Raw genomic sequence first — 17,697 nt, forward strand, 5'->3', positions numbered from 1 at the left:
GGAGCGCCTCAGCCCTCGGCCGCCGGGAGGTCGATCTCGGTGTGCCGGGTGGCGAGGGTGTGCGCGAGGTCCGCGAGCTTGACGTTCAGCTCCTGGGACGTGCGTCGCAGGACGTCGAAGGCTTCGTCGGCCGTGATGCCGCGGCGCTGCATCAGGATGCCCTTCGCCTGGCCGATGACGTCCCGGCTGTCCACCGCGCGCCGCAGGTGCTCGGCTTCCAGGTCGGCCGCGGCGACGGCTTCGGTGTGGGCGAGCGCCAGCGACGCGTGTGTGGCCAGCAGGAGCGCGCTGTCGATGGCTTCGCGGTCGAACGCGCCCGGCGTCCGCGAGTAGATGTTGAGCGCTCCCGACAGGCGCGGCGGGCGGGCGTCCGGGACGAGGGCCGTCGCCAGCACCGAGTGGTAGCCGTGCCGGGCGGTGGCCGGGCCGAACGACGGCCACCGCGGGTCGCGTCCGACGTCCTGTGACCACCCGACGGCCGGGCCGTCCGGGCGGGCCGATTCGACGCACGGGCCTTCGCCGTGGTCGTACTGCAGCTGGTCGAGCACCAGGGCCACCGGGTCGGTCTCGACCGGCGTGTGGAACCGGCCGTCGGGGTCGCGCAGGGTGACGCTGACCAGGTGGGCGTCCGGGACGATCGCGACCGCGGCGCCGACGACGAGCTTGAGCACGCCGCCGACGGTCGGGGTCACGTCGAGCAGCGTCCGCGTGAGGTCGGCGAACTGCGCCGCCAGCGGCCCGGGCGCCCGGACGCCGTCCTGCCCGAACGAGATCCGGTCCCGGGCCCACTCCTCTTCGCTGACGCTCATCCGTCCATTCAACCTGATGCCGATGCGCCCTCGCCGCGCCCGGGCTCGCGCAACGCCGTCCGGGCGCGGTCGACGAAGCCCGGCCCCGGCCACAGCTGCTCGGCCGCCGGTACCCGGTCGGCCAGGTCCGGGTGGGGCACCGTCGGAGCGGCGTCCCGGGCTTCGAGGACCTCCCGGCCCAGCGCGGTCCGCCGTTCGGGCGAACACCGGCGCCGGACCTCGGTCACGGCCGCGGGTCCTTCGTCGCGGACGTGCCGCCGGACCGCGCGGATCAGCGCGCTCAGCAGCAGCTCGAACCGGGTCTCCTGCGGGCCAGCGCCTTCGATCTGCCGCATCAGCCGCTCGGCTTCGGCGAGGTCGCCTTCGCCGTCGATGAACTCCTCCTCGGCCACGGCGTGCCGGACCAGCTCCGCGATCAGGTGGTCCGAGAGTTCCTTGCGGTTCTCCGGGCTGCCCTGGCCGAGTTCGAGCTCGGTGGCGAGCCGGTCGAGCTCCCGGTGGTCACCGGCGAGGACGATCGTCAGGTCGGTTGCGGGCTGGCTGCCGTTCATGCACGCTCCTGGTCCGGGCTCGGGGTTTCCGGGACGGATACCCGCTGCTCGCGCGCCGAATCCCCGTGTCGGCCGGTCGCGCGCCGGGTATGCAAAGAGGAGAACCGGACTCCAGGGAGGACGACCATGGCGGCGCCGTCGTCGGTGATCGAGCGCGAACGCAAGTACGAAATCCCGGCGGGCAGCGGCGTGCCCCGGCTGATCGGCGTCGCGGGCGTCGTGACGCAGGACGACCCGGTCGAGCAGATCCTCGACGCCTCCTACTACGACACGAAGACCTTCCGGCTCGCCGCGGCCGGCATCACGCTGCGGCGGCGGGTCGGCGGGCACGACGCGGGCTGGCACCTCAAGCTGCCGGTGTCCGCCGACGAGCGGCAGGAGATCCAGCTCCCACTGGGCGCGGACGTGCGGAAGGTGCCCGGCCGGCTCCGGCGCCTGGTGCGCGCGTACACGCTGGGGGAGAAGCTGGTCCCGGTCGCGCACCTGCGCACCGACCGGTTCGCCCACCGGCTGGCGGCCGCCGACGGCCGCACGGTGGCGACCCTCACCGACGACCACGTGACCGGCGAGGCAGGCGGGGAGACCGCGCGGCTCGACGAGTGGCGCGAGCTGGAGCTGGAGCTCGACCCGGACACCGAACCGGGCCTGCTCGAGGACTTCGACCGCGCGCTGGCCGAAGCCGGCGCCTCGGCGTCGCCGTGGTCGTCGAAGCTCCGCCGCCTGGTCGGCGACCGCGTCCCGGCGCCGCCGCGCCCCGGCAAGAAGCCGTCGGCGGGAGACGTCGTGCTGGCGTCGCTGCGCGAGCACGTGGCCCGGTTGCGCCGCGCGGACGTCGGTGTGCGGCTCGACGTCGAGGACTCCGTGCACCAGATGCGCGTCTCGGCCCGGAAGCTGCGGAGCACGCTTCGCACCTTCGGGTCGGTGCTCGACGGGAAGAAGACCGCCGGCCTGGCGGCCGAGCTGCAGTGGCTCGGGCAGCAGCTGGCCCCGGCCAGGGACACCGAAGTCACCGAGGAGCGGTTGCGCGCACAGCTCGACGAGCTGCCGGGCGAGCTGGTGTTCGGGCCGCTGCGCCAGTTCCTGACCCGCTACTTCGCCCGCGAGGCGGAGGAGGGACGTACACGGGCGCTGACCGCGTTGACCGGCAAGCGCTACTTCGCGCTCCTGCGGGCGCTGGACGCCTTGGTCACGGACCCGCCGTTGACCGCGAAGGCACGCAAGCCGGCGAAGGCCGGGCTGCGCAAGCCGCTGCGCAAGGCGGCGGGCAAGCTGGCCCGCGCGGAGGCGGCGACCCACGGCCTGACGGGCCAGGAGCTGGAACGGGCGCTGCACGACGTCCGGAAGAAGGCGAAGCGGGCCCGGTACGCCGCCGACACGGTGAAGCCGGTGGCCGGCAAGAAGGTGCGGAAGTGGCGCCGTGACGTGAAGGCGGTCCAGGAGACGCTCGGCGCGCACCAGGACACCGTCGTCGGCCGGGAGGTCCTGCACCACCTCGCCATCGCCGGGCACGGCGAGGGGCAGAACACGTTCACGTTCGGGGTGCTGTACGGCCGCGACGCCGAGCGGGCGGAGCGGCTGCGGAAGCTGTTCGAGAAGCAGTGGCGGCGGCTCCGGAAGGGGTGACCGCGCGGCGGCCGGCCCGGGCCGGCCGCCGCCTAACCTTCTCCGGTCAGCTTGCCGCGCAGCTGCTCGAGGGTCTGCGACAGCAGTCGCGAGACGTGCATCTGGGAAATGCCGACGCGGTCGGCGATCTGGGTCTGGGTCAGCCCGCCGAAGAACCGCATGACCAGGATCGCGCGTTCGCGCTTGGGCAGTTCCTGCAGCAGGGGCTGGAGGGCCTCGTGGTTCTCCACCATGGCCATCTCGTGGTCCGGTTCGCCCATCGTGTCCGCCAGCGACAGCGCCTCGGCGTCGTCGTGCACGGGCTTGTCGACCGACAGCGCCTGGTACGCGTTGCCCGCCATCAGGCCTTCGCGCACTTCGTCGACGTCCAGGCCCAGGTGCTCGGCCAGTTCCGTCGGGGTCGGGGCCCGGCCGAGGCGCTGCGAGAGCACCGCCGAGCCCTGGCTCAGGGACAGGTGCAGTTCCTTGAGCCGGCGCGGGACGCGCACCGACCAGCCGGTGTCGCGGAAGTGGCGCCGGACCTCGCCCATGATCGTCGGCACCGCGAAGGACAGGAAATCGTGGCCGCGGGTCGGGTCGAACCGGTCGACCGCGTTGATCAGGCCGATCCGGGCCACCTGGACCAGGTCCTCGCGGGGTTCGCCGCGGCCGGAGAACCGCGTCGCGATGTGCTCGGCGAGCGGCAGCAGCTCGGTCACGAGCTTGCTCCGGACGACGTCCCGCCGCGGGTCGTCGGCGTCGAGCTCGCCCAGCTCCTCGAACAGCGGTTCGCAGTGGGCGTATTCGTCCGGGCGGTGGAGGACGGTTTTGCGCTCGCCGCTCACGCGCTCGTTCCCGGGTTGAGGACCAGCTCGATCGTGACGATGCCCGCGCCTCCACCGGGGAGGACGTCGCAGTGCGCGGTCACCGACCGGCTCAGGGTGGTCAGGACGTGCCAGCCGAACGTGCGGTCGCTCGGCGGGCGCGGGTCGGTCGAGCGGGTCGAGACGACCACGTGCAGCCCGTCGACGGCGAGCCGGAAGCGGCACTGCAGCTGCGACCCCAGCTCGGCGAGCTGGACCAGCTGCGCGCAGGCCTCGTCGACGGCCATCTTCGCGTCGGCGATGGCGTCCAGCCCGAAGTCCGCGCGCGAGACCACGCCGTGCGTGAGCATGCGGACCAGGGGGATCTGCTCCGCCATCGCGGGGAGCCGCAGCTCGACGAGCTCGTCGAGCATCTCGTCGACGGTCGGTTTGCCGCCGGACGAGCCACTTTCTTTTTCTTCCATGCTGGAGGTACTACCCATCTGGGCGAAGGCCGACACCGGTGGTTGGGGGGTTTCGGCCGTCACCGGCCCAGCGCCCGTTCGAGTTCCTTCTTCGACATCTTCGAGCGGCCGTCGATGTTCTTCTTCTTGGCTTCGTTGTAGAGCTGGTCCTTCGTCGGCCCGCCCGGGCCCTTGCGGTTGCCCGACCGCTCGCCGCCGCGCTGCTGCGGGGACTTGTCCCGCAGGGACGTCTTGCTCGCCTGCCGGGACTCGCCCGCCTGCGCGCGGTTCTTGTTCACCGTCCGGGCCGCGATCTCCTCGGCCCGCTTGGTGCTCGCGCCACGGTCCTCGGCCGAGTCCTTGATGTGTTCGTACTGGCGTTCACGTTTGCCGCTCCACGACTGAGGCATGGCTGCTCCCTTCGCCTTTCGATCCCGGATACCCACTTGATCTCCCGGCAAACGTCGTCTGCGCGCGGTTGCCCACCGCATCGGCCGGGTACGCCACGGGCTGACGGAGAGGAGGCACCGATGCGGATCGGCTACACGCTGATGACCGAGCAGACCGGGCCGAACGAGCTGGTCCGGTTCGCCGCCGGGGCGGAAGCGGCCGGCTTCGACTTCGAGGTGATGAGCGACCACTACTCGCCGTGGCTGGCCGAGCAGGGCCACGCGCCGTACGCCTGGAGCGTGCTGGGCGCGGTCACCCAGAGCACTGAGCGCGTCGAGCTGATGACCTACGTGACCTGCCCGATCATGCGCTACCACCCGGCTGTGGTGGCGCAGAAGGCGGCGACCGTGCAGGCGCTGTCGGCCGGCCGGTTCACCCTGGGGCTCGGCGCGGGCGAGAACCTCAACGAGCACGTCGTCGGCCGCGGCTGGCCGCCGGCCAACGTCCGGCACGACATGCTCGCCGAGGCCCTGCAGATCATCGGCGGCCTGTTCGACGGCGGGCACTTCGACTACGAGGGCAAGCACTTCCGCGTCGACTCCGCGAAGCTGTGGGACCTGCCGGAGAAGCGGACGCCCATCGCCGTCGCGGTGTCCGGCTCGCAGTCGGTGCGGCGGTTCGCCCCGGTCGCCGACGCGATGGTCGCGGTCGAGCCGAAGGTGGAGCTCGCCCGCGAATGGGACGCGACCCGGCTCGGGCCGCCGACCCGCAAGATCGCGCAGCTGCCGGTCTCGTGGGGCCCCGACCGCGACGCCGCGGTGAAGCGCGCGCACGAGCAGTTCCGCTGGTTCGCCGGCGGCTGGAAGGTCAACGCCGAGCTGCCGGGCCCGGCCGGGTTCGCCGGCGCGACGCAGTTCGTCCGCGAGGAGGACGTCGCGGGCTCCATCGCCTGCGGCCCGGACGTGGAGCCGATCGTCGAAGGCGTCCGCGAGTTCGAGAAGGCGGGCTTCACCGACGTCGCGCTGATCCAGATCGGCGGCGACCAGCAGGAAGGCTTCCTCGACTTCGCCGAGAAGGAGCTGCTCCCGGCCCTGCGCGGCTAGCCCGCGCCCGGTGTAGTCCACTTCGGACCGGCCGTTGCTCCGAACGGCCGTGTGGCGCGCCATCGTGGTGACCGCTTGCGCCCGTGCCGATCGCGATGCAGTAATCTCGCGTCGGACCCGTTAAAGCGCTAGCGGCCCACTAGTGGCGCGCGCCCGGGTCCTCCCTGGTGTAAGAGCGCCCTGAGGCAACAGGATGAAGGGCGTCAACCAGATGATGGGCGGCCACGAGCAGCTCACCGCACGACTGGACGAAGTCACGGTCGCGATGGAGTCGCTGACCGCGATGCTGGACACCGAGCTCGACCTCGGTCAGATGCTGCAGGCGGTCTGCGACCACGTGGTGCACGTGGTGCCGGGAGCGGACATGGCGAGCATCACCCTCGTACGCGACGGCGTACCGGAAACGGTGGCGAGCACCGACCAGCGAGCGGTCAACTTCGACCGCGAGCAATACCGCATCGGCGACGGCCCGTGCCTGCGCGCCGCCGAGACCGGCCAGCCGGTCCGGGTCGGCGTCGGCGCGGTGGGCGACCTGTGGCCCCAGTTCGTGACGGCGGCGGAGCAACTGGGCGTGGCCAGCTTCCTGGCGGCCCCGCTGACGGTGGACGAGGACATGTCCGGCGCGGTCAACCTGTTCGGCTTCGGCGAGCACGGTTTCAGCGAGCTGAGCACGAAGATCTTGGAGCTGTACACGGCCACGGTGGTGTTCGGCTTGCGCAGCGCCCGCCGGTACCTGGCGGCCCGCGATGTGGTCGATCAGCTGAACCGGGCGCTGGAGACCCGTGCGGTGATCGACCAGGCCAAGGGGATCCTGATGGCGGCGCACCGGATCACGGCGGAGGAAGCGTTCCAGCGGCTGGTGAAGCGGTCGCAGGACGGGAACCGGAAACTGCACGAGGTCGCGGCGGAGTTCGTGGCCGCGGTGGCAACGACGACGGCTTAGGTTTGAGCCGCGCGGCTCGGCCGGCCAAGCCCGGCCGGCCGCCGCGGCCCGGCAGTCCCGAGTCCTGCTGGCCATCCGTGTGGCGGCCCGTCAGCCGAGTCCGCGGCGGCCCGCTGGTCGAGTCCGCGGCCCGTCGGCCGAGCGCCGCCAAGCGGGCCCTCGGCGGCGGCCGGTTCCGGCCCGGGGTTCCCCTCCTGGACTCCGCCGGCCCGGGTTCGGCCGTCGGCAGGCAGCCCCGAGCCGGCCCCGAGTCCCGCCGGCCGCCTACAACGTCCCGCAGACCAGCCACCTCCTGCCGTGGCCAGGCTGCCCTGAAGGGGACGTTCAAGGCATCACACGCCAGCAACGTCCCCTTCACCTCACCACATGCCCTGAACGTCCCCTTCAGCCCGCGGGGACCTCGTCCGGGGGAGCGTCGGGCTCGGCGGCCGGTTCCGGGCGGCTGCGGCCGAGCTGGCAGGTCGTGCACACCAGCGTGCGGCCGAGCACCGTCCCGTCGTCCGCGACGACCTGCGCCACGTGCATCGTCGGGAAGCCGCAGACCTCGCAGGGGAGTGAGCCGCTCTCGCGGCTGATGCGGATCTGGGTGCCCATTCGACCTCCTGCTGTGACGTGGGTCTCACCTACCTTGCCGTCTCCTGGGCCTTCACCGGGCGAATTCACTCGGTCGGCCTAACGTTCGCTGTCTCCGGAGTCGCGTCCGGTGCCTCCTGTGTTTCAGGGAGCGATCCGGGGTAATCGGCCGGCGAGACGCACTGGCGGATGCCCGGAGGGGAGCGGAGATGCGAGACAAGCGGAACGACCTGCAACCGGTGGCGGACCTTCTCCTGGAGGGCCTCGACACACCGGAGCAGGAACGCACCCGGCACAAGGCGGCGCTGGCCGTCGCCGCTCAGGCCAAGGACCCCGAGGACTGCGCGCGGCTGCTGGAGATGCTCGGCCTGCACCGCCCCGGCCGCGCCAGCGAGGTCGCCTGACCTTCGTCACGCTGAGTTTCGAGAGGCCGCCACACGGGTATCGCTGCTCGTGAGGAGGTCGACATGGCGAGACCGGTGTGGAGCGGCGCGCTGAGCCTGGGGCTGGTCACGGTCCCCGTGGAGCTGTACCCCGCGGTGGCGGACCACACGATCCACTTCCACCAGTTCGAACGCGGCACGTCGGACCGGATCCGCAACCGCCGCGTCAACGAGCGGACCGGCGACGAGGTCGGGCAGGACGAGATCGTCAAGGGCTACGACCTCGGTGGCGGCGACCACGTGCTCGTCGAGCCGGACGAGCTGGACGAGATCGCGCCCGAACGGTCCCGCCGGATCGACATCGAGCAGTTCGTCGAGCTCGGCGACATCGACCCGTGGTTCTTCGACAAGACGTACTGGCTCAAGCCGGCGAAGGAGGACTTCGCCAAGGCGTACGGCCTGCTGCTGCAGGCGATGGACCGCAGCGAGAAGGCCGGCATCGCGAAGTTCGTGCTGCGCGGCAAGGAATACCTCGCTGCGATCCGCGCCGGTGAAGGCGTCATGGTGCTCAACACCCTGCACTTCGTCGCGGACCTCCGGAAGCCGGCGGACGTCATGGGCGAGCTGCCCGAGGTGCCGAAGCCGCGGCCGAAGGAGCTCGACATGGCGCTCGCGCTGGTCGACGAGATGACCGCGCCCTGGAAGCCCGAGGACTACCGCGACGAGTACTCGAAGCGCGTCGAGGAGCTGGTCAAGGCCAAGCAGGCGGGCAAGGAGATCACGCACGAAGAGGAGCCGGAGGCCTCGGCCGACGTCGTCGACCTCTTCGAGGCGCTGTCGCGCAGCGTGAAGAACCGCAAGAAGCCGGCCAAGCAGGAACTCGCCGAGCTGTCCAAGGCCGACCTGGAAAAGCTCGCTCGCGAGCAGGGCGTCAAGGGCCGCTCGAAGATGACGCGCGCCGAGCTGGAGAAGGCGCTGAAAGCCTCGTGACCGGTCAGCCGAGCAGCTTGCCCGCCGCCTTCAGATCCGCCACGAAAGCCGCGTAGGCCTCGTCCCGGTCCGGCGCCCGCAGCACCGCCGACGGGTGCACGGTCGCCATCGCGGCCGGCGCCCCGGGCAGGTCCAGCGGCTCGCCCCGGTGCCGGGTGAGCCGGAAGTCCGGGCCCAGCAACGACTGCGCGGCCGTCGCACCCAGCAGCAGCACCAGGTCCGGGCGCACCGCGCGCAGTTCCGCCAGCAGCCACGGGCGGCACGCGACCACCTCGGTGCGACCCGGCTTCTGGTGGATGCGGCGCTTCCCCTCGCGCTTGAACTTGAAGTGCTTCACCGCGTTCGTCACGTACAGTGACTGCCGGTCGAAGCCCGCTTCCTCGAAAGCGCGGTCCAGCAGTTTGCCCGCCGGGCCGACGAACGGCTCGCCCGCCACGTCCTCCTTGTCGCCCGGCTGTTCGCCGACGACGAGGACCTTCGCCCCGGCCGGGCCTTCGCCGAACACGGTCTGCGTGGCGTCCTGGTACAACGCGCACCCCTGGCACCCGGCCGCCGCCGAGCGCAGGCGGCCGAGGTCGGTGGTGTCCGGTGGCTCGGCACCGCGGGAATCGGGCATGTCCCCGGAAGTTCCCGGTGCGCCGACGGGCCAAACGACTGACCGGCGCCCACGCGGGTACCCGGCCGCCATGACGCGCAGCCGAGGCAAAGTGGAAGTGGCGGTCCGGGTCGCCCTGGACACCCCCGAAGACCTGGCCGAGCACTACACGCCCGGCGTCGCGGACCAGGCGGAGCAGGTCGCCGACGACCCGTCGGTGCTCGGCCGCGAGACGGTCAAGGCCAACTCGGTCGCCATCGTCTCCGACGGGTCCGCGCTGCTCGGGCTCGGCGACCGGGGCCCGGCCGCCGCCCTGCCGGTGATGGAGGGCAAGGCGGCCCTGCTCAAACGCTTCGCCGACGTCGACGCCTGGCCGATCTGCCCGGTCAGCCGCGAACCGGACGACCTGGTCCGCACGGTGAAGGACCTCGCGACGTCGTTCGGCGCGATCAACCTCGAAGACATCGCCGCCCCGCGCTGCTTCACCGTCGAACGGCGGCTGCACGACGAGCTCGACATCCCCGTCTTCCACGACGACCAGCACGGCACCGCGGTCGTCGTGCTCGGCGCGCTGCACAACGCGCTCAAGCTGACCGGCCGCGCCCCGGACGGGACGTCGGTCGTCATTTCCGGCGCCGGCGCGGCGGGCAGCGCGATCGCCCGGCTGCTGCTGCGGGCCGGCTACCGGTCCGACGGGATCGTCGTCTGCGACCGCGAAGGCGCCCTGCACGAGGACCGCGACTTGACGGGGGAGAAGGGCTGGCTCGCGGAGAACACCAACGCGGGCGGCACCACCGGCTCGCTGAAGGACGCCCTGCGCGGCGCGGACGTCTTCATCGGCGTCAGCACCGGCGGGCTCTTGGCGCCGGACGACGTCGAGGTCATGGCCGAGCGCGCGATCGTGTTCGCGCTGGCCAACCCGGACCCGGAGGTCGACCCGGCCGCGGCCGGGCGGCACGCGGCGGTCGTCGCGACCGGGCGCAGCGACTTCCCCAACCAGATCAACAACGTGCTGGCGTTCCCGGGGATGTTCCGCGGCCTGCTCGACTCGGGCGCGCCGCGGGTGACGCCGCAGATGCTGCTCGCGGCGGCGCACGCGCTCGCGGACGTCGTGGGGGAGGACCTGGAGCCGGGGCGGATCGTCCCGAGCGTGTTCGACGAGTCGCTGGTGCCCGCGGTGGCCGAGGCGGTGACGGGCGCGGCGAAGGCCGCCGGCTAGTCCACTGTGGACCAGCGGGTCACGGCGCGGCCGGTGCGGCGTCGTCTTCGGTGGCCTCGCGGGCCGATTCGGCGCGGGCGATGTGCCACGCCACCAGCGCGCCCGCGCTCACCGTGCCCCAGAGCACGAGTGCGGCGTCCTTGGCGAACAGGCCGACGAGCAGCATCACGACGGCGGTGACGTCGCAGAGCACCAGCAGCAGGTTCCAGCGCCTGAGCCCGCGCAGCTTGCGCCCGGTGAAGGCGGCGGCGAACGCGGGGTCGCTGGCCTGCAGCTCCGCTTCGATTTCGCGCAGCGCGTGGTGTTCTCGCTCCGGAAGCATGGGGTCCTCCTGGCCTCGGCTACCGGAGTGGTACCCCCTCCGCGCCCGTTCAATGCGGCCTTCGCGGGAAATCAGTGGTTGTCGCGGGGAATGCCCTTCGTCTCGGCGATCCGCTGGTACGCGACGGCCGGGCGCAGCACCATGCCGTCGCAGAGCTGGTCGACCATCGACCGCTGGATCTCCTGCCACGGCGTCTGCGCCGCCGGCACCGGGTAACCGCCCGCCTCGGCGAGCTCCTTGTGCCGCAGCGCGAGTTCCTCGTCCGGGATCAGGACGTCGGCGGTGCCCGCGGCGAGGTCGATCCGGACCCGGTCGCCGGACCGCAGCACGGCCAGCCCGCCACCCGCCGCGGCTTCGGGGGAGGCGTTGAGGATCGACGGCGAGCCGGACGTGCCCGACTGGCGCCCGTCGCCGAGGCACGGCAGCTCGTGCACACCGCGTTTGATCAGCTCGGCGGGCGGGCGCATGTTCACGACCTCCGCGGAACCCGGGTAGCCGAGCGGGCCGGTGCCGCGCATCACCAGCAGCGAGTGCTCGTCGACGCCGAGGTCCGGGTCGTCGATGCGGGCGTGGTAGTCCTCCGGGCCGTCGAACACGACCGCGGTGCCCTCGTAGACGCCGCCGGCCAGGTAGCGGCGCCGGAACTCCGGGGAGATGACGCTGGACTTCATGATCGCCGCGTCGAAGAGGTTGCCCTTGAGGACGAGGAACCCGGCATCCTCGGTGAGGGCCGTGCCGAACGTGCGGATGACGTCCCGGTCGCCGGCCTCGGCGTCGCGGCAGTTCTCGCCGAGCGTGCGGCCGTTGACCGTGCGGGCGTCTTCGTGGATCAGCTGGTGGCGCATCAGCTCGTGCACGACGGCCGGGACGCCGCCGGCGCGGTGGAACTCCTCGCCGAGGTACTTGCCCGCGGGCTGCAGGTCGACCAGCAGCGGGACGTGGTGGCCGAGCCGCTGCCAGTCGTCGAGGGGCAGGTCGACGCCGATGTGCCGGGCGATCGCGCCGATGTGGATGGGCGCGTTGGTCGAGCCGCCGATGGCCGAGCTCACGACGATGGCGTTCTCGAAGGCCTCGCGCGTCAGGATGTCCGACGGCTTCAGGTCTTCGCGCACCAGCTCGACGATCCGCAGCCCGGTGCGGTAGGCCATCCGCGCCCGGTCGCGGTGCGGTGCCGGGATGGCCGCGCAGCCGGGCAGGCTCATCCCGAGCGCTTCGGCGAGCGCGTTCATCGTGGAGGCGGTGCCCATGGTGTTGCAGTGCCCGGGCGACGGCGCTGAGGAAGCGACGAGCTCCATGAATTCGGCGTCGTCGATCTCCCCGGCGGCGAGCAGCTCGCGGGCCTTCCAGACGATGGTCCCGGACCCGGTCCGCTCGCCGTTGTGCCAGCCGTTGAGCATGGGGCCGCCGGACAGCACGATGGCCGGGATGTCGACGGTCGCGGCGGCCATCAGGCACGCGGGGGTGGTCTTGTCGCAGCCGGTGGTCAGGACGACGCCGTCGATGGGGTAGCCGTAGAGCGTCTCGACGAGGCCGAGGTAAGCGAGGTTCCGGTCGAGGGCGGCGGTCGGGCGCTTGCCGGTCTCCTGGATGGGGTGGACGGGGAACTCGATGGCGATCCCGCCCGCTTCGCGGATGCCTTCGCGGGTGCGGTCGGCGAGCTGCAGGTGGTGCCGGTTGCAGGGGGACAGGTCGGAGCCGGTCTGCGCGATCCCGATGATCGGCTTGCCGGACTGCAGTTCCTCCCGGGTGAGGCCCCAGTTCATGTACCGCTCGAGGTAGAGCGCGGTCATCCCGGGGTCGGCGGGGTTGTTGAACCAAGCTTCGCTGCGCAGTCCCATACCGGCCAGTCTGTCAATGGCGGCCCGGGAATGCACGCCCTTGACGGGAGCTTCCGGCACCCCGAAGCTGTCATTGTGACTACGGCCGGCGGCGCCGCGTCAAGGCGGGAAAGATGCCTTGACCCGGCGCCGTCGGCCGTGTTTCGGCTTCGGATCGGGGTGCGGGGGGTCTGGGTCCTCGTCGGTGTCCGTTCTCGTGGGTGCCTGCGATCCTTGGTGGCCGGCCAAACGACGTGAATGACTCATTCATGTCGTCTGGTGACAGGAATGAGTCATTCACGTCGTGCGAGACCGGGCGTGCGGGACGTGGCGGCCACCCGCGCCGGTGGCCGCCACGAACCCCCACGGGCTCAGCCCAGGCCGTTCATCCCGATCACCCGGGAGTACCACTGCGCGCTGCGCTTCAGCGTGCGGACCTGGGTCTCGTAGTCCACGTGGACCAGCCCGAACCGCTTCGCGTAACCCTCGGCCCACTCGAAGTTGTCGAGCAGCGACCAGTAGAAGTACCCGCGCAGGTCCACCCCCGCCGCCAGGGCGTCGTGCGCGGCTCGCAGGTGGGAGTCGAGGAAGGCCACGCGGTCGGTGTCGACGATGTCACCGCCGTCGCCGACGACGTCCGGGTAGGCCGCGCCGTTCTCCGTGATGTACAGCGGGACCGGGCGGTAGCCGCGGTGGACCTGCAGCAGCGACTCCGTCAGGCCGGCCGGCTGGACCTCCCAGCCCGAGTCCGTGCGCGGGGCCGCCGGGTCCGGGACGAAGTGGACGTCGCCGGCGCCCACCCACTCCGGGCCCGCCGGTTCGCTGTCCGGCACCGGGCGGCCCGCGACGCGGTAGTCGCGGTAGTAGTTCACGCCCAGCCAGTCGACGTGCGCCGCGATGATCGCCGCGTCCTCCTCCCGCACCACGTCCCCGAGCCCGAACGGCGCGAGGTCGGCGACCAGGTCGTCCGGGTAGCCGCCGCGCAGCACGGGGTCGAGGAACAGCCGGTTCTGCAGGCCGTCGATGCGCCGGGCCGCGGCGACGTCGGCGACGTTCGCCGGGTCGTGCGGGGTGACCGGGTACAGGTTCAGCGTGATCCCGGCCGGGACGCCCGGGGCGTGGCGGCGGATGGCGTCCATCGCCAGGCCGTGCCCGAGCAGCAGGTGGTGGGTGGCCGCGACGGCCGCGGGGTGGTCCGTGCGGCCCGGCGCGTGGATGCCGCCCGCGTAGCCCAGCATCGCCGCGCACCACGGCTCGTTCAGCGTCGACCAGCTGGCGACGCGGTCGCCGAGGCGCTCCAGCACCGTCTCGGCGTACTCGGCGAAGCGGTACGCGGTGTCCCGCGAGGTCCAGCCGCCCTTCTCCTCCAGTGCCTGCGGCAGGTCCCAGTGGTAGAGCGTCGCCCACGGCTGGACGCCCGCCTCCAGCAGGCAGTCGACCAGCCGGTCGTAGAAGGCGAGCCCGGCGGCGTTCGGCTCGCCGCCGTCGGGCCGCACCCGCGGCCAGGCCAGCGAGAAGCGGTAGGCGCCGAGCCCGAGGCGCCGCATCAGGGCGACGTCTTCGGTGTACCGGCGGTAGTGGTCGGCCGCCGGGTCGCCGGTGTCGCCGCCCACGACCGCACCCGGACGGCGCGCGAAGACGTCCCAGACCGAGTCGGTGCGACCGTCGGCCGTGGTGGCCCCTTCCACCTGGAACGCCGCGGTGGCGGCGCCCCAGACGAATCCGGGCGGGAACATCAGCGCGGTCTCCGCCCGAACGGCGTCGGGATGTACGGACATGTTCACCCTTTCACGGCACCTTGCATGATCCCGGCCACGATCTGGCGGCCGAGGAGGACGAAGACGATGAGGATCGGGATGGTGGCCAGGGTCGTGCCGGCCAGCACCAGCGAATAGTCGACGTAATAACCGCTCTGGAGCTTCTCCAGCGCGACCTGGACGGTCGGGTTGCCCGCGTCCAGCACGACGAGCGGCCACAGGAAGTCGTTCCAGGACGTCATGAACGTGAACATCGCGAGGATCGCCGCGGCCGGGCGCACGGCGGGCAGGCAGACGTTCCAGAAGATCCGGATCATGCTGCAGCCGTCGACGCGCGCGGCCTCGATGAGCTCGTACGGCAGAGCGTCCACTGTGTACTGGCGCATCCAGAACACGCCGAACGCGGTGACCAGGTTGGGCACGATCACCGACTGCAGGCCGCCCGCCCAGCCGAGTTCCGACATCGCGATGAACAGCGGGATGATGCCGAGCTGCGTCGGCACGGCGAGCGTGACGACGATGAACACGAACATCCCGTTGCGGCCCTTGAACCGCAGCTTGGCGAAGGCGAACCCGGCCAGCGACGAGAACAGCACCGTCGTGAGCGTGACCGTGCCGGACACGATGACGCTGTTGGCCAGTGCCTTCCAGAACGGGACGGTGTCGAACACCCGGGCGGCGTTGGCGAAGAAGTTGCCGCCGGGGACGAACGGCGGGATGCGCTCGGTGAGCATCCCGTTGTCGCGGCTGGCCACCAGGAACGACCAGTAGAACGGGAACAGCGAACCCAGCACGAAGATGGCGAGCACGATGTACGTCGCCTTGCGGGGTTTCCCGAGCGTGGCGACGGACTTCCGCAGTCCACTCTGGAGCGTCGTCATTTCTTCTTCACCGCCGGGGTGCGTGCCAGCCGGCCGGTGAGGAAGAAGTTCACCAGCGCGATGAGCACGATGATCACGAACAGCACCCAGGCGATCGCCGAGGCGTAGCCGAGGTTGTAGTTCTCGAACGCCGACTGGTACAGGTACAGCGTCACGGTCTGGAACTGGTTGGTCGAACCGCCGTTGTTCGACCCGGGCAGGGCGTCGAACAGCTTGGGTTCGGTGAAGATCTGCAGGCCGCCGATCGTCGAGGTGATGGTGACGAAGATCAGCGTGGGCTTCAGCAGCGGCAGGGTGACGGCGGTGAACCGGCGCCAGGTGCCCGCGCCGTCGATCAGCGCCGCCTCGTGCAGTTCCTTCGGGATGGCCTGCATGGCCGCCAGCACGATCAGGGCGTTGTAGCCGGTCCAGCGCCAGTTGACCATGATCGCGATGGCGACGTGGCTGCCGAAGCGGCTGGCCTGCCAGTCGACCGGGTCCAGCCCGATCGTCTGCAGCACCCCGTTGATCAGCCCGTACTTGGGGCCGAACAGGTTGGCGAAGATGATGCCGATCGCGACGAGGCTGGCGGCGTACGGCAGCAGGATGCCGACGCGCCAGCCGGTCGCGCCGCGCAGCCGGGCACCCAGCAACGCCGCCAGCAGCACCGCGATGATGAGCTGCGGGACGCTGGAGAGCAGGAAGATGCTGACCGTGTTGGTCAGCGCGTTCCAGAACTGGCTGTCGGCGAACAGCTCCTTGAAGTTGTCGAAGCCGATGAATTGCGGGTCGTCGTCCCCGGCTTTCCACTTGAACATCGAGACGTACGCGGTGTAGAGCAGCGGGAACAGCCCGACGATCCCGAACACGATGAAGAACGGTGCGACGTAGAGGTACGGCGATACCTTGACGTCCCACCGGCTCAGCTTGTGCCGGAAGGTGGGCCGGGGAGACGTGCGCTCCCCGGCCTTGCTCCCTTCCGGCGCGACTTTGTCGATGACGGTCATCTTGGTCAGCGGGTGATCTTCTTCGCCTGGTCGACCAGTTGCTGCCAGCCGTCCGCCGCCGACTTGCCCTGTTCGACCGCCTGCAGTGCCGGGCTCGAGGCGTTCTCCTGGATCTGGCCGTCACCCGGGCCCTTGTACTGCGGCTTCTGGACCTTCTTGGCCTGCTCGGCGAACAGCTCGCCGACCTTCGCGCCGCCGAAGTAGGCGTCGGTCTGGCTCAGCAGCGCGGGGTCCGACAGCGCCTTGACCTGGCTCGGGAAGGTGCCCTTGGCCTGGAACGCCTTGATCTGCTGCTCCGGCGCGGTCAGCCACGCGGCCAGCTCGGCGGCTTCCTTCGGGTGCTTCGACTGCGTGGGCACGGTCAGGTACGAGCCGCCCCAGTTGCCGCCGCCGCCCGGGAAGGCCGCGGTGACGGCCCACTTGTTCGCGTTCTCCGGGCCGGCCTGCTCCTTGATCACGCCGAGCATCCACGCCGGGCACACCTTGGTCGCGAACGCGCCCTGCTTGAAGCCGGTGTTCCACTCGTTGCTGAACGCGGTCAGCTTGGCCGACTCGCCCTTGGCGACGGCGTCGGTGACCTTGGTCCAGGCGTCCTTGATGCCCTGGTTGCCCTCGACGGCGAGCTTGTCGTCGCTGCCGATGTAGCCCTGGGGGAGCTGGTTGACCATGGCGTTGAAGTTCTGCGCGGCCGAGTCGAACCAGGCCTTCTTGGTCTTGGCGGAGTAGTCCGCGCCGGCGGCGAAGTAGCTGTCCCAGGTGGCGAACAGCGGCTTGACGGCCTCGGGGTCGTCGGGCAGGCCGGCGGCCTTGAACATGTCCTTGCGGTAGCACATGGCGAGCGGGCCGATGTCGGTCCCGTAGCCGATGACCTTGCCGTCCTTGGTCTTGGCGGCGTCGTACTTCCAGCCGAGCCAGCGGTCGGGGGAGGCGTCGGCGGGCCCGATCTTGCTCAGGTCGTTGAACTTCGAGCCCTTGTCGAGGACGTCGGACAGGTGGCCCTCTTCCACCGCGGCGACGTCGGCGAGACCCGAGCCGGCGGCCAGCTTGGTGATGAGGTCCTGGTGGTAGGGGCCACCCTGGCCGGTCTTGCGGTGGGTGATCTTGATGTTCGGGTGCAGCCGCTCGTACTCCGGGATGAGTGCCTCGTAGCCGAACTCGGTGAACGTCGACAGCGTGAGCTCGACGTGCTCGTTCGGGTTCGCGGCGGCCGGCGTCTGGTCACCACCGCTACCGCAGGCCGTGGCGCCGAGCGCCGTCATCGTGATGCCCAGTGCCAGGACCAGGCCGTTCCGGATCGTTCTCACGTGTCCAACCACCTTGTTGACGGGAATGAGCGCTCTCACTGCTGGGAGCCCGATCTGGGAGCGCTCCCAGGTGTCGCAGAGTCTGCTGGGGGGCCTCACCGGTGTCAAGGGGTCGTAACCGGAGCGTTTCCTGCGAGGAGCGCTCCCGGACGTCATCCGGCTTGCCGGTTAAGCTGTCCGCGTCAGGGTGGTTGCGGGAGCGAGG

The 17,697-nt window shown here is 71.1% G+C and carries 19 protein-coding genes; 6 read left to right on the forward strand and 13 right to left on the reverse strand.

The window, feature by feature from the left end; genetic code table 11:
- Positions 1-8: 8 nt before the first annotated feature.
- Together SD460_RS23160 and SD460_RS23165 are read right to left on the reverse strand one after the other, a co-directional pair.
- On the reverse strand, positions 9-809 hold the full coding sequence (locus tag SD460_RS23160; protein WP_290059312.1) for a GAF and ANTAR domain-containing protein: 801 nt from the start codon (positions 807-809) through the stop codon (positions 9-11).
- A gap of 8 nt (positions 810-817) precedes the next feature.
- Positions 818-1,360 (reverse strand): hemerythrin domain-containing protein, encoded by a 543-nt coding sequence (locus tag SD460_RS23165; protein ID WP_290059310.1) that lies wholly within the window; start codon positions 1,358-1,360, stop codon positions 818-820.
- 126 nt (positions 1,361-1,486) lie between these two features.
- Here SD460_RS23165 and SD460_RS23170 point away from each other — a divergent pair, with 126 nt between their 5' ends.
- Positions 1,487-2,983 (forward strand): CYTH and CHAD domain-containing protein, encoded by a 1,497-nt coding sequence (locus SD460_RS23170; protein ID WP_290059309.1) that lies wholly within the window; start codon positions 1,487-1,489, stop codon positions 2,981-2,983.
- Positions 2,984-3,015: 32 nt separating this feature from the next.
- Here the strand turns inward: SD460_RS23170 and SD460_RS23175 are convergent, their stop codons facing one another.
- The 3 genes from SD460_RS23175 to SD460_RS23185 are packed head-to-tail and all read right to left on the reverse strand — an operon-like array spanning position 3,016 to position 4,639.
- Positions 3,016-3,807 carry a SigB/SigF/SigG family RNA polymerase sigma factor gene (locus SD460_RS23175; protein WP_290059308.1) on the reverse strand — a complete coding sequence of 264 codons (792 nt, stop codon included), beginning with the start codon at positions 3,805-3,807 and terminating at the stop codon, positions 3,016-3,018.
- Positions 3,804-4,250 (reverse strand): ATP-binding protein, encoded by a 447-nt coding sequence (locus SD460_RS23180; RefSeq protein WP_290059307.1) that lies wholly within the window; start codon positions 4,248-4,250, stop codon positions 3,804-3,806. Before SD460_RS23180 ends, SD460_RS23175 begins: the two co-directional genes overlap by 4 nt.
- Positions 4,251-4,309: 59 nt before the next feature.
- Positions 4,310-4,639: a plasmid stabilization protein gene (locus SD460_RS23185; protein ID WP_290059306.1), complete on the reverse strand. Its 330-nt coding sequence runs from the start codon at positions 4,637-4,639 to the stop codon at positions 4,310-4,312.
- 120 nt (positions 4,640-4,759) lie between these two features.
- Between SD460_RS23185 and SD460_RS23190 the strand changes: the two genes are divergently transcribed.
- Entirely contained in the window at positions 4,760-5,722 is a 963-nt protein-coding gene (locus SD460_RS23190; RefSeq protein ID WP_290059305.1) for a TIGR03557 family F420-dependent LLM class oxidoreductase, read from the forward strand.
- A 211-nt stretch (positions 5,723-5,933) separates the two neighbouring features.
- Positions 5,934-6,665, forward strand: coding sequence for an ANTAR domain-containing response regulator (locus tag SD460_RS23195; RefSeq protein ID WP_290059329.1), 732 nt, complete (start codon positions 5,934-5,936; stop codon positions 6,663-6,665).
- A gap of 384 nt (positions 6,666-7,049) precedes the next feature.
- On the opposite strand, the gene SD460_RS23200 is transcribed toward SD460_RS23195, so the two are convergent.
- Positions 7,050-7,259, reverse strand: a complete 210-nt coding sequence (locus tag SD460_RS23200; RefSeq protein ID WP_290059304.1) for a hypothetical protein — start codon at positions 7,257-7,259, stop codon at positions 7,050-7,052.
- A gap of 188 nt (positions 7,260-7,447) precedes the next feature.
- Here SD460_RS23200 and SD460_RS23205 point away from each other — a divergent pair, with 188 nt between their 5' ends.
- Both SD460_RS23205 and ku read left to right on the forward strand, forming a co-directional pair.
- A complete protein-coding gene (locus SD460_RS23205) occupies positions 7,448-7,642 on the forward strand; it encodes a hypothetical protein (RefSeq protein WP_290059302.1) in 195 nt (64 codons plus the stop codon).
- Between the two features lie 63 nt (positions 7,643-7,705).
- Complete coding sequence (gene ku / locus SD460_RS23210) at positions 7,706-8,611, forward strand: non-homologous end joining protein Ku (RefSeq protein ID WP_290059301.1); 906 nt, start codon at positions 7,706-7,708, stop codon at positions 8,609-8,611.
- A gap of 4 nt (positions 8,612-8,615) precedes the next feature.
- Here ku and SD460_RS23215 read toward each other — a convergent pair whose 3' ends face one another.
- Entirely contained in the window at positions 8,616-9,227 is a 612-nt protein-coding gene (locus SD460_RS23215) for a UdgX family uracil-DNA binding protein (protein WP_290059300.1), read from the reverse strand.
- 70 nt (positions 9,228-9,297) lie between these two features.
- Here SD460_RS23215 and SD460_RS23220 point away from each other — a divergent pair, with 70 nt between their 5' ends.
- Entirely contained in the window at positions 9,298-10,425 is a 1,128-nt protein-coding gene (locus SD460_RS23220; protein WP_318306724.1) for an NAD(P)-dependent malic enzyme, read from the forward strand.
- 19 nt (positions 10,426-10,444) lie between these two features.
- Here SD460_RS23220 and SD460_RS23225 read toward each other — a convergent pair whose 3' ends face one another.
- From SD460_RS23225 to SD460_RS23250, 6 genes are all read right to left on the reverse strand, one after another.
- Positions 10,445-10,747, reverse strand: a complete 303-nt coding sequence (locus SD460_RS23225; RefSeq protein WP_290059298.1) for a DUF3040 domain-containing protein — start codon at positions 10,745-10,747, stop codon at positions 10,445-10,447.
- 71 nt (positions 10,748-10,818) lie between these two features.
- Positions 10,819-12,585 (reverse strand): IlvD/Edd family dehydratase, encoded by a 1,767-nt coding sequence (locus SD460_RS23230; RefSeq protein WP_318306725.1) that lies wholly within the window; start codon positions 12,583-12,585, stop codon positions 10,819-10,821.
- 350 nt (positions 12,586-12,935) lie between these two features.
- Positions 12,936-14,342 carry a GH1 family beta-glucosidase gene (locus tag SD460_RS23235; RefSeq protein WP_438860844.1) on the reverse strand — a complete coding sequence of 469 codons (1,407 nt, stop codon included), beginning with the start codon at positions 14,340-14,342 and terminating at the stop codon, positions 12,936-12,938.
- Positions 14,343-14,344: 2 nt separating this feature from the next.
- On the reverse strand, positions 14,345-15,202 hold the full coding sequence (locus tag SD460_RS23240; protein WP_290057796.1) for a carbohydrate ABC transporter permease: 858 nt from the start codon (positions 15,200-15,202) through the stop codon (positions 14,345-14,347).
- Positions 15,199-16,188 (reverse strand): carbohydrate ABC transporter permease, encoded by a 990-nt coding sequence (locus SD460_RS23245; RefSeq protein WP_290057797.1) that lies wholly within the window; start codon positions 16,186-16,188, stop codon positions 15,199-15,201. Before SD460_RS23245 ends, SD460_RS23240 begins: the two co-directional genes overlap by 4 nt.
- A 5-nt stretch (positions 16,189-16,193) precedes the next feature.
- The gene (locus SD460_RS23250) at positions 16,194-17,492 is read right to left on the reverse strand and encodes an ABC transporter substrate-binding protein (RefSeq protein WP_290057798.1); all 1,299 of its coding nucleotides are present in this window, start codon (positions 17,490-17,492) and stop codon (positions 16,194-16,196) included.
- Positions 17,493-17,697: the final 205 nt, after the last annotated feature.

This window comes from Amycolatopsis solani (assembly GCF_033441515.1).
Lineage (GTDB): Bacteria > Actinomycetota > Actinomycetes > Mycobacteriales > Pseudonocardiaceae > Amycolatopsis > Amycolatopsis solani.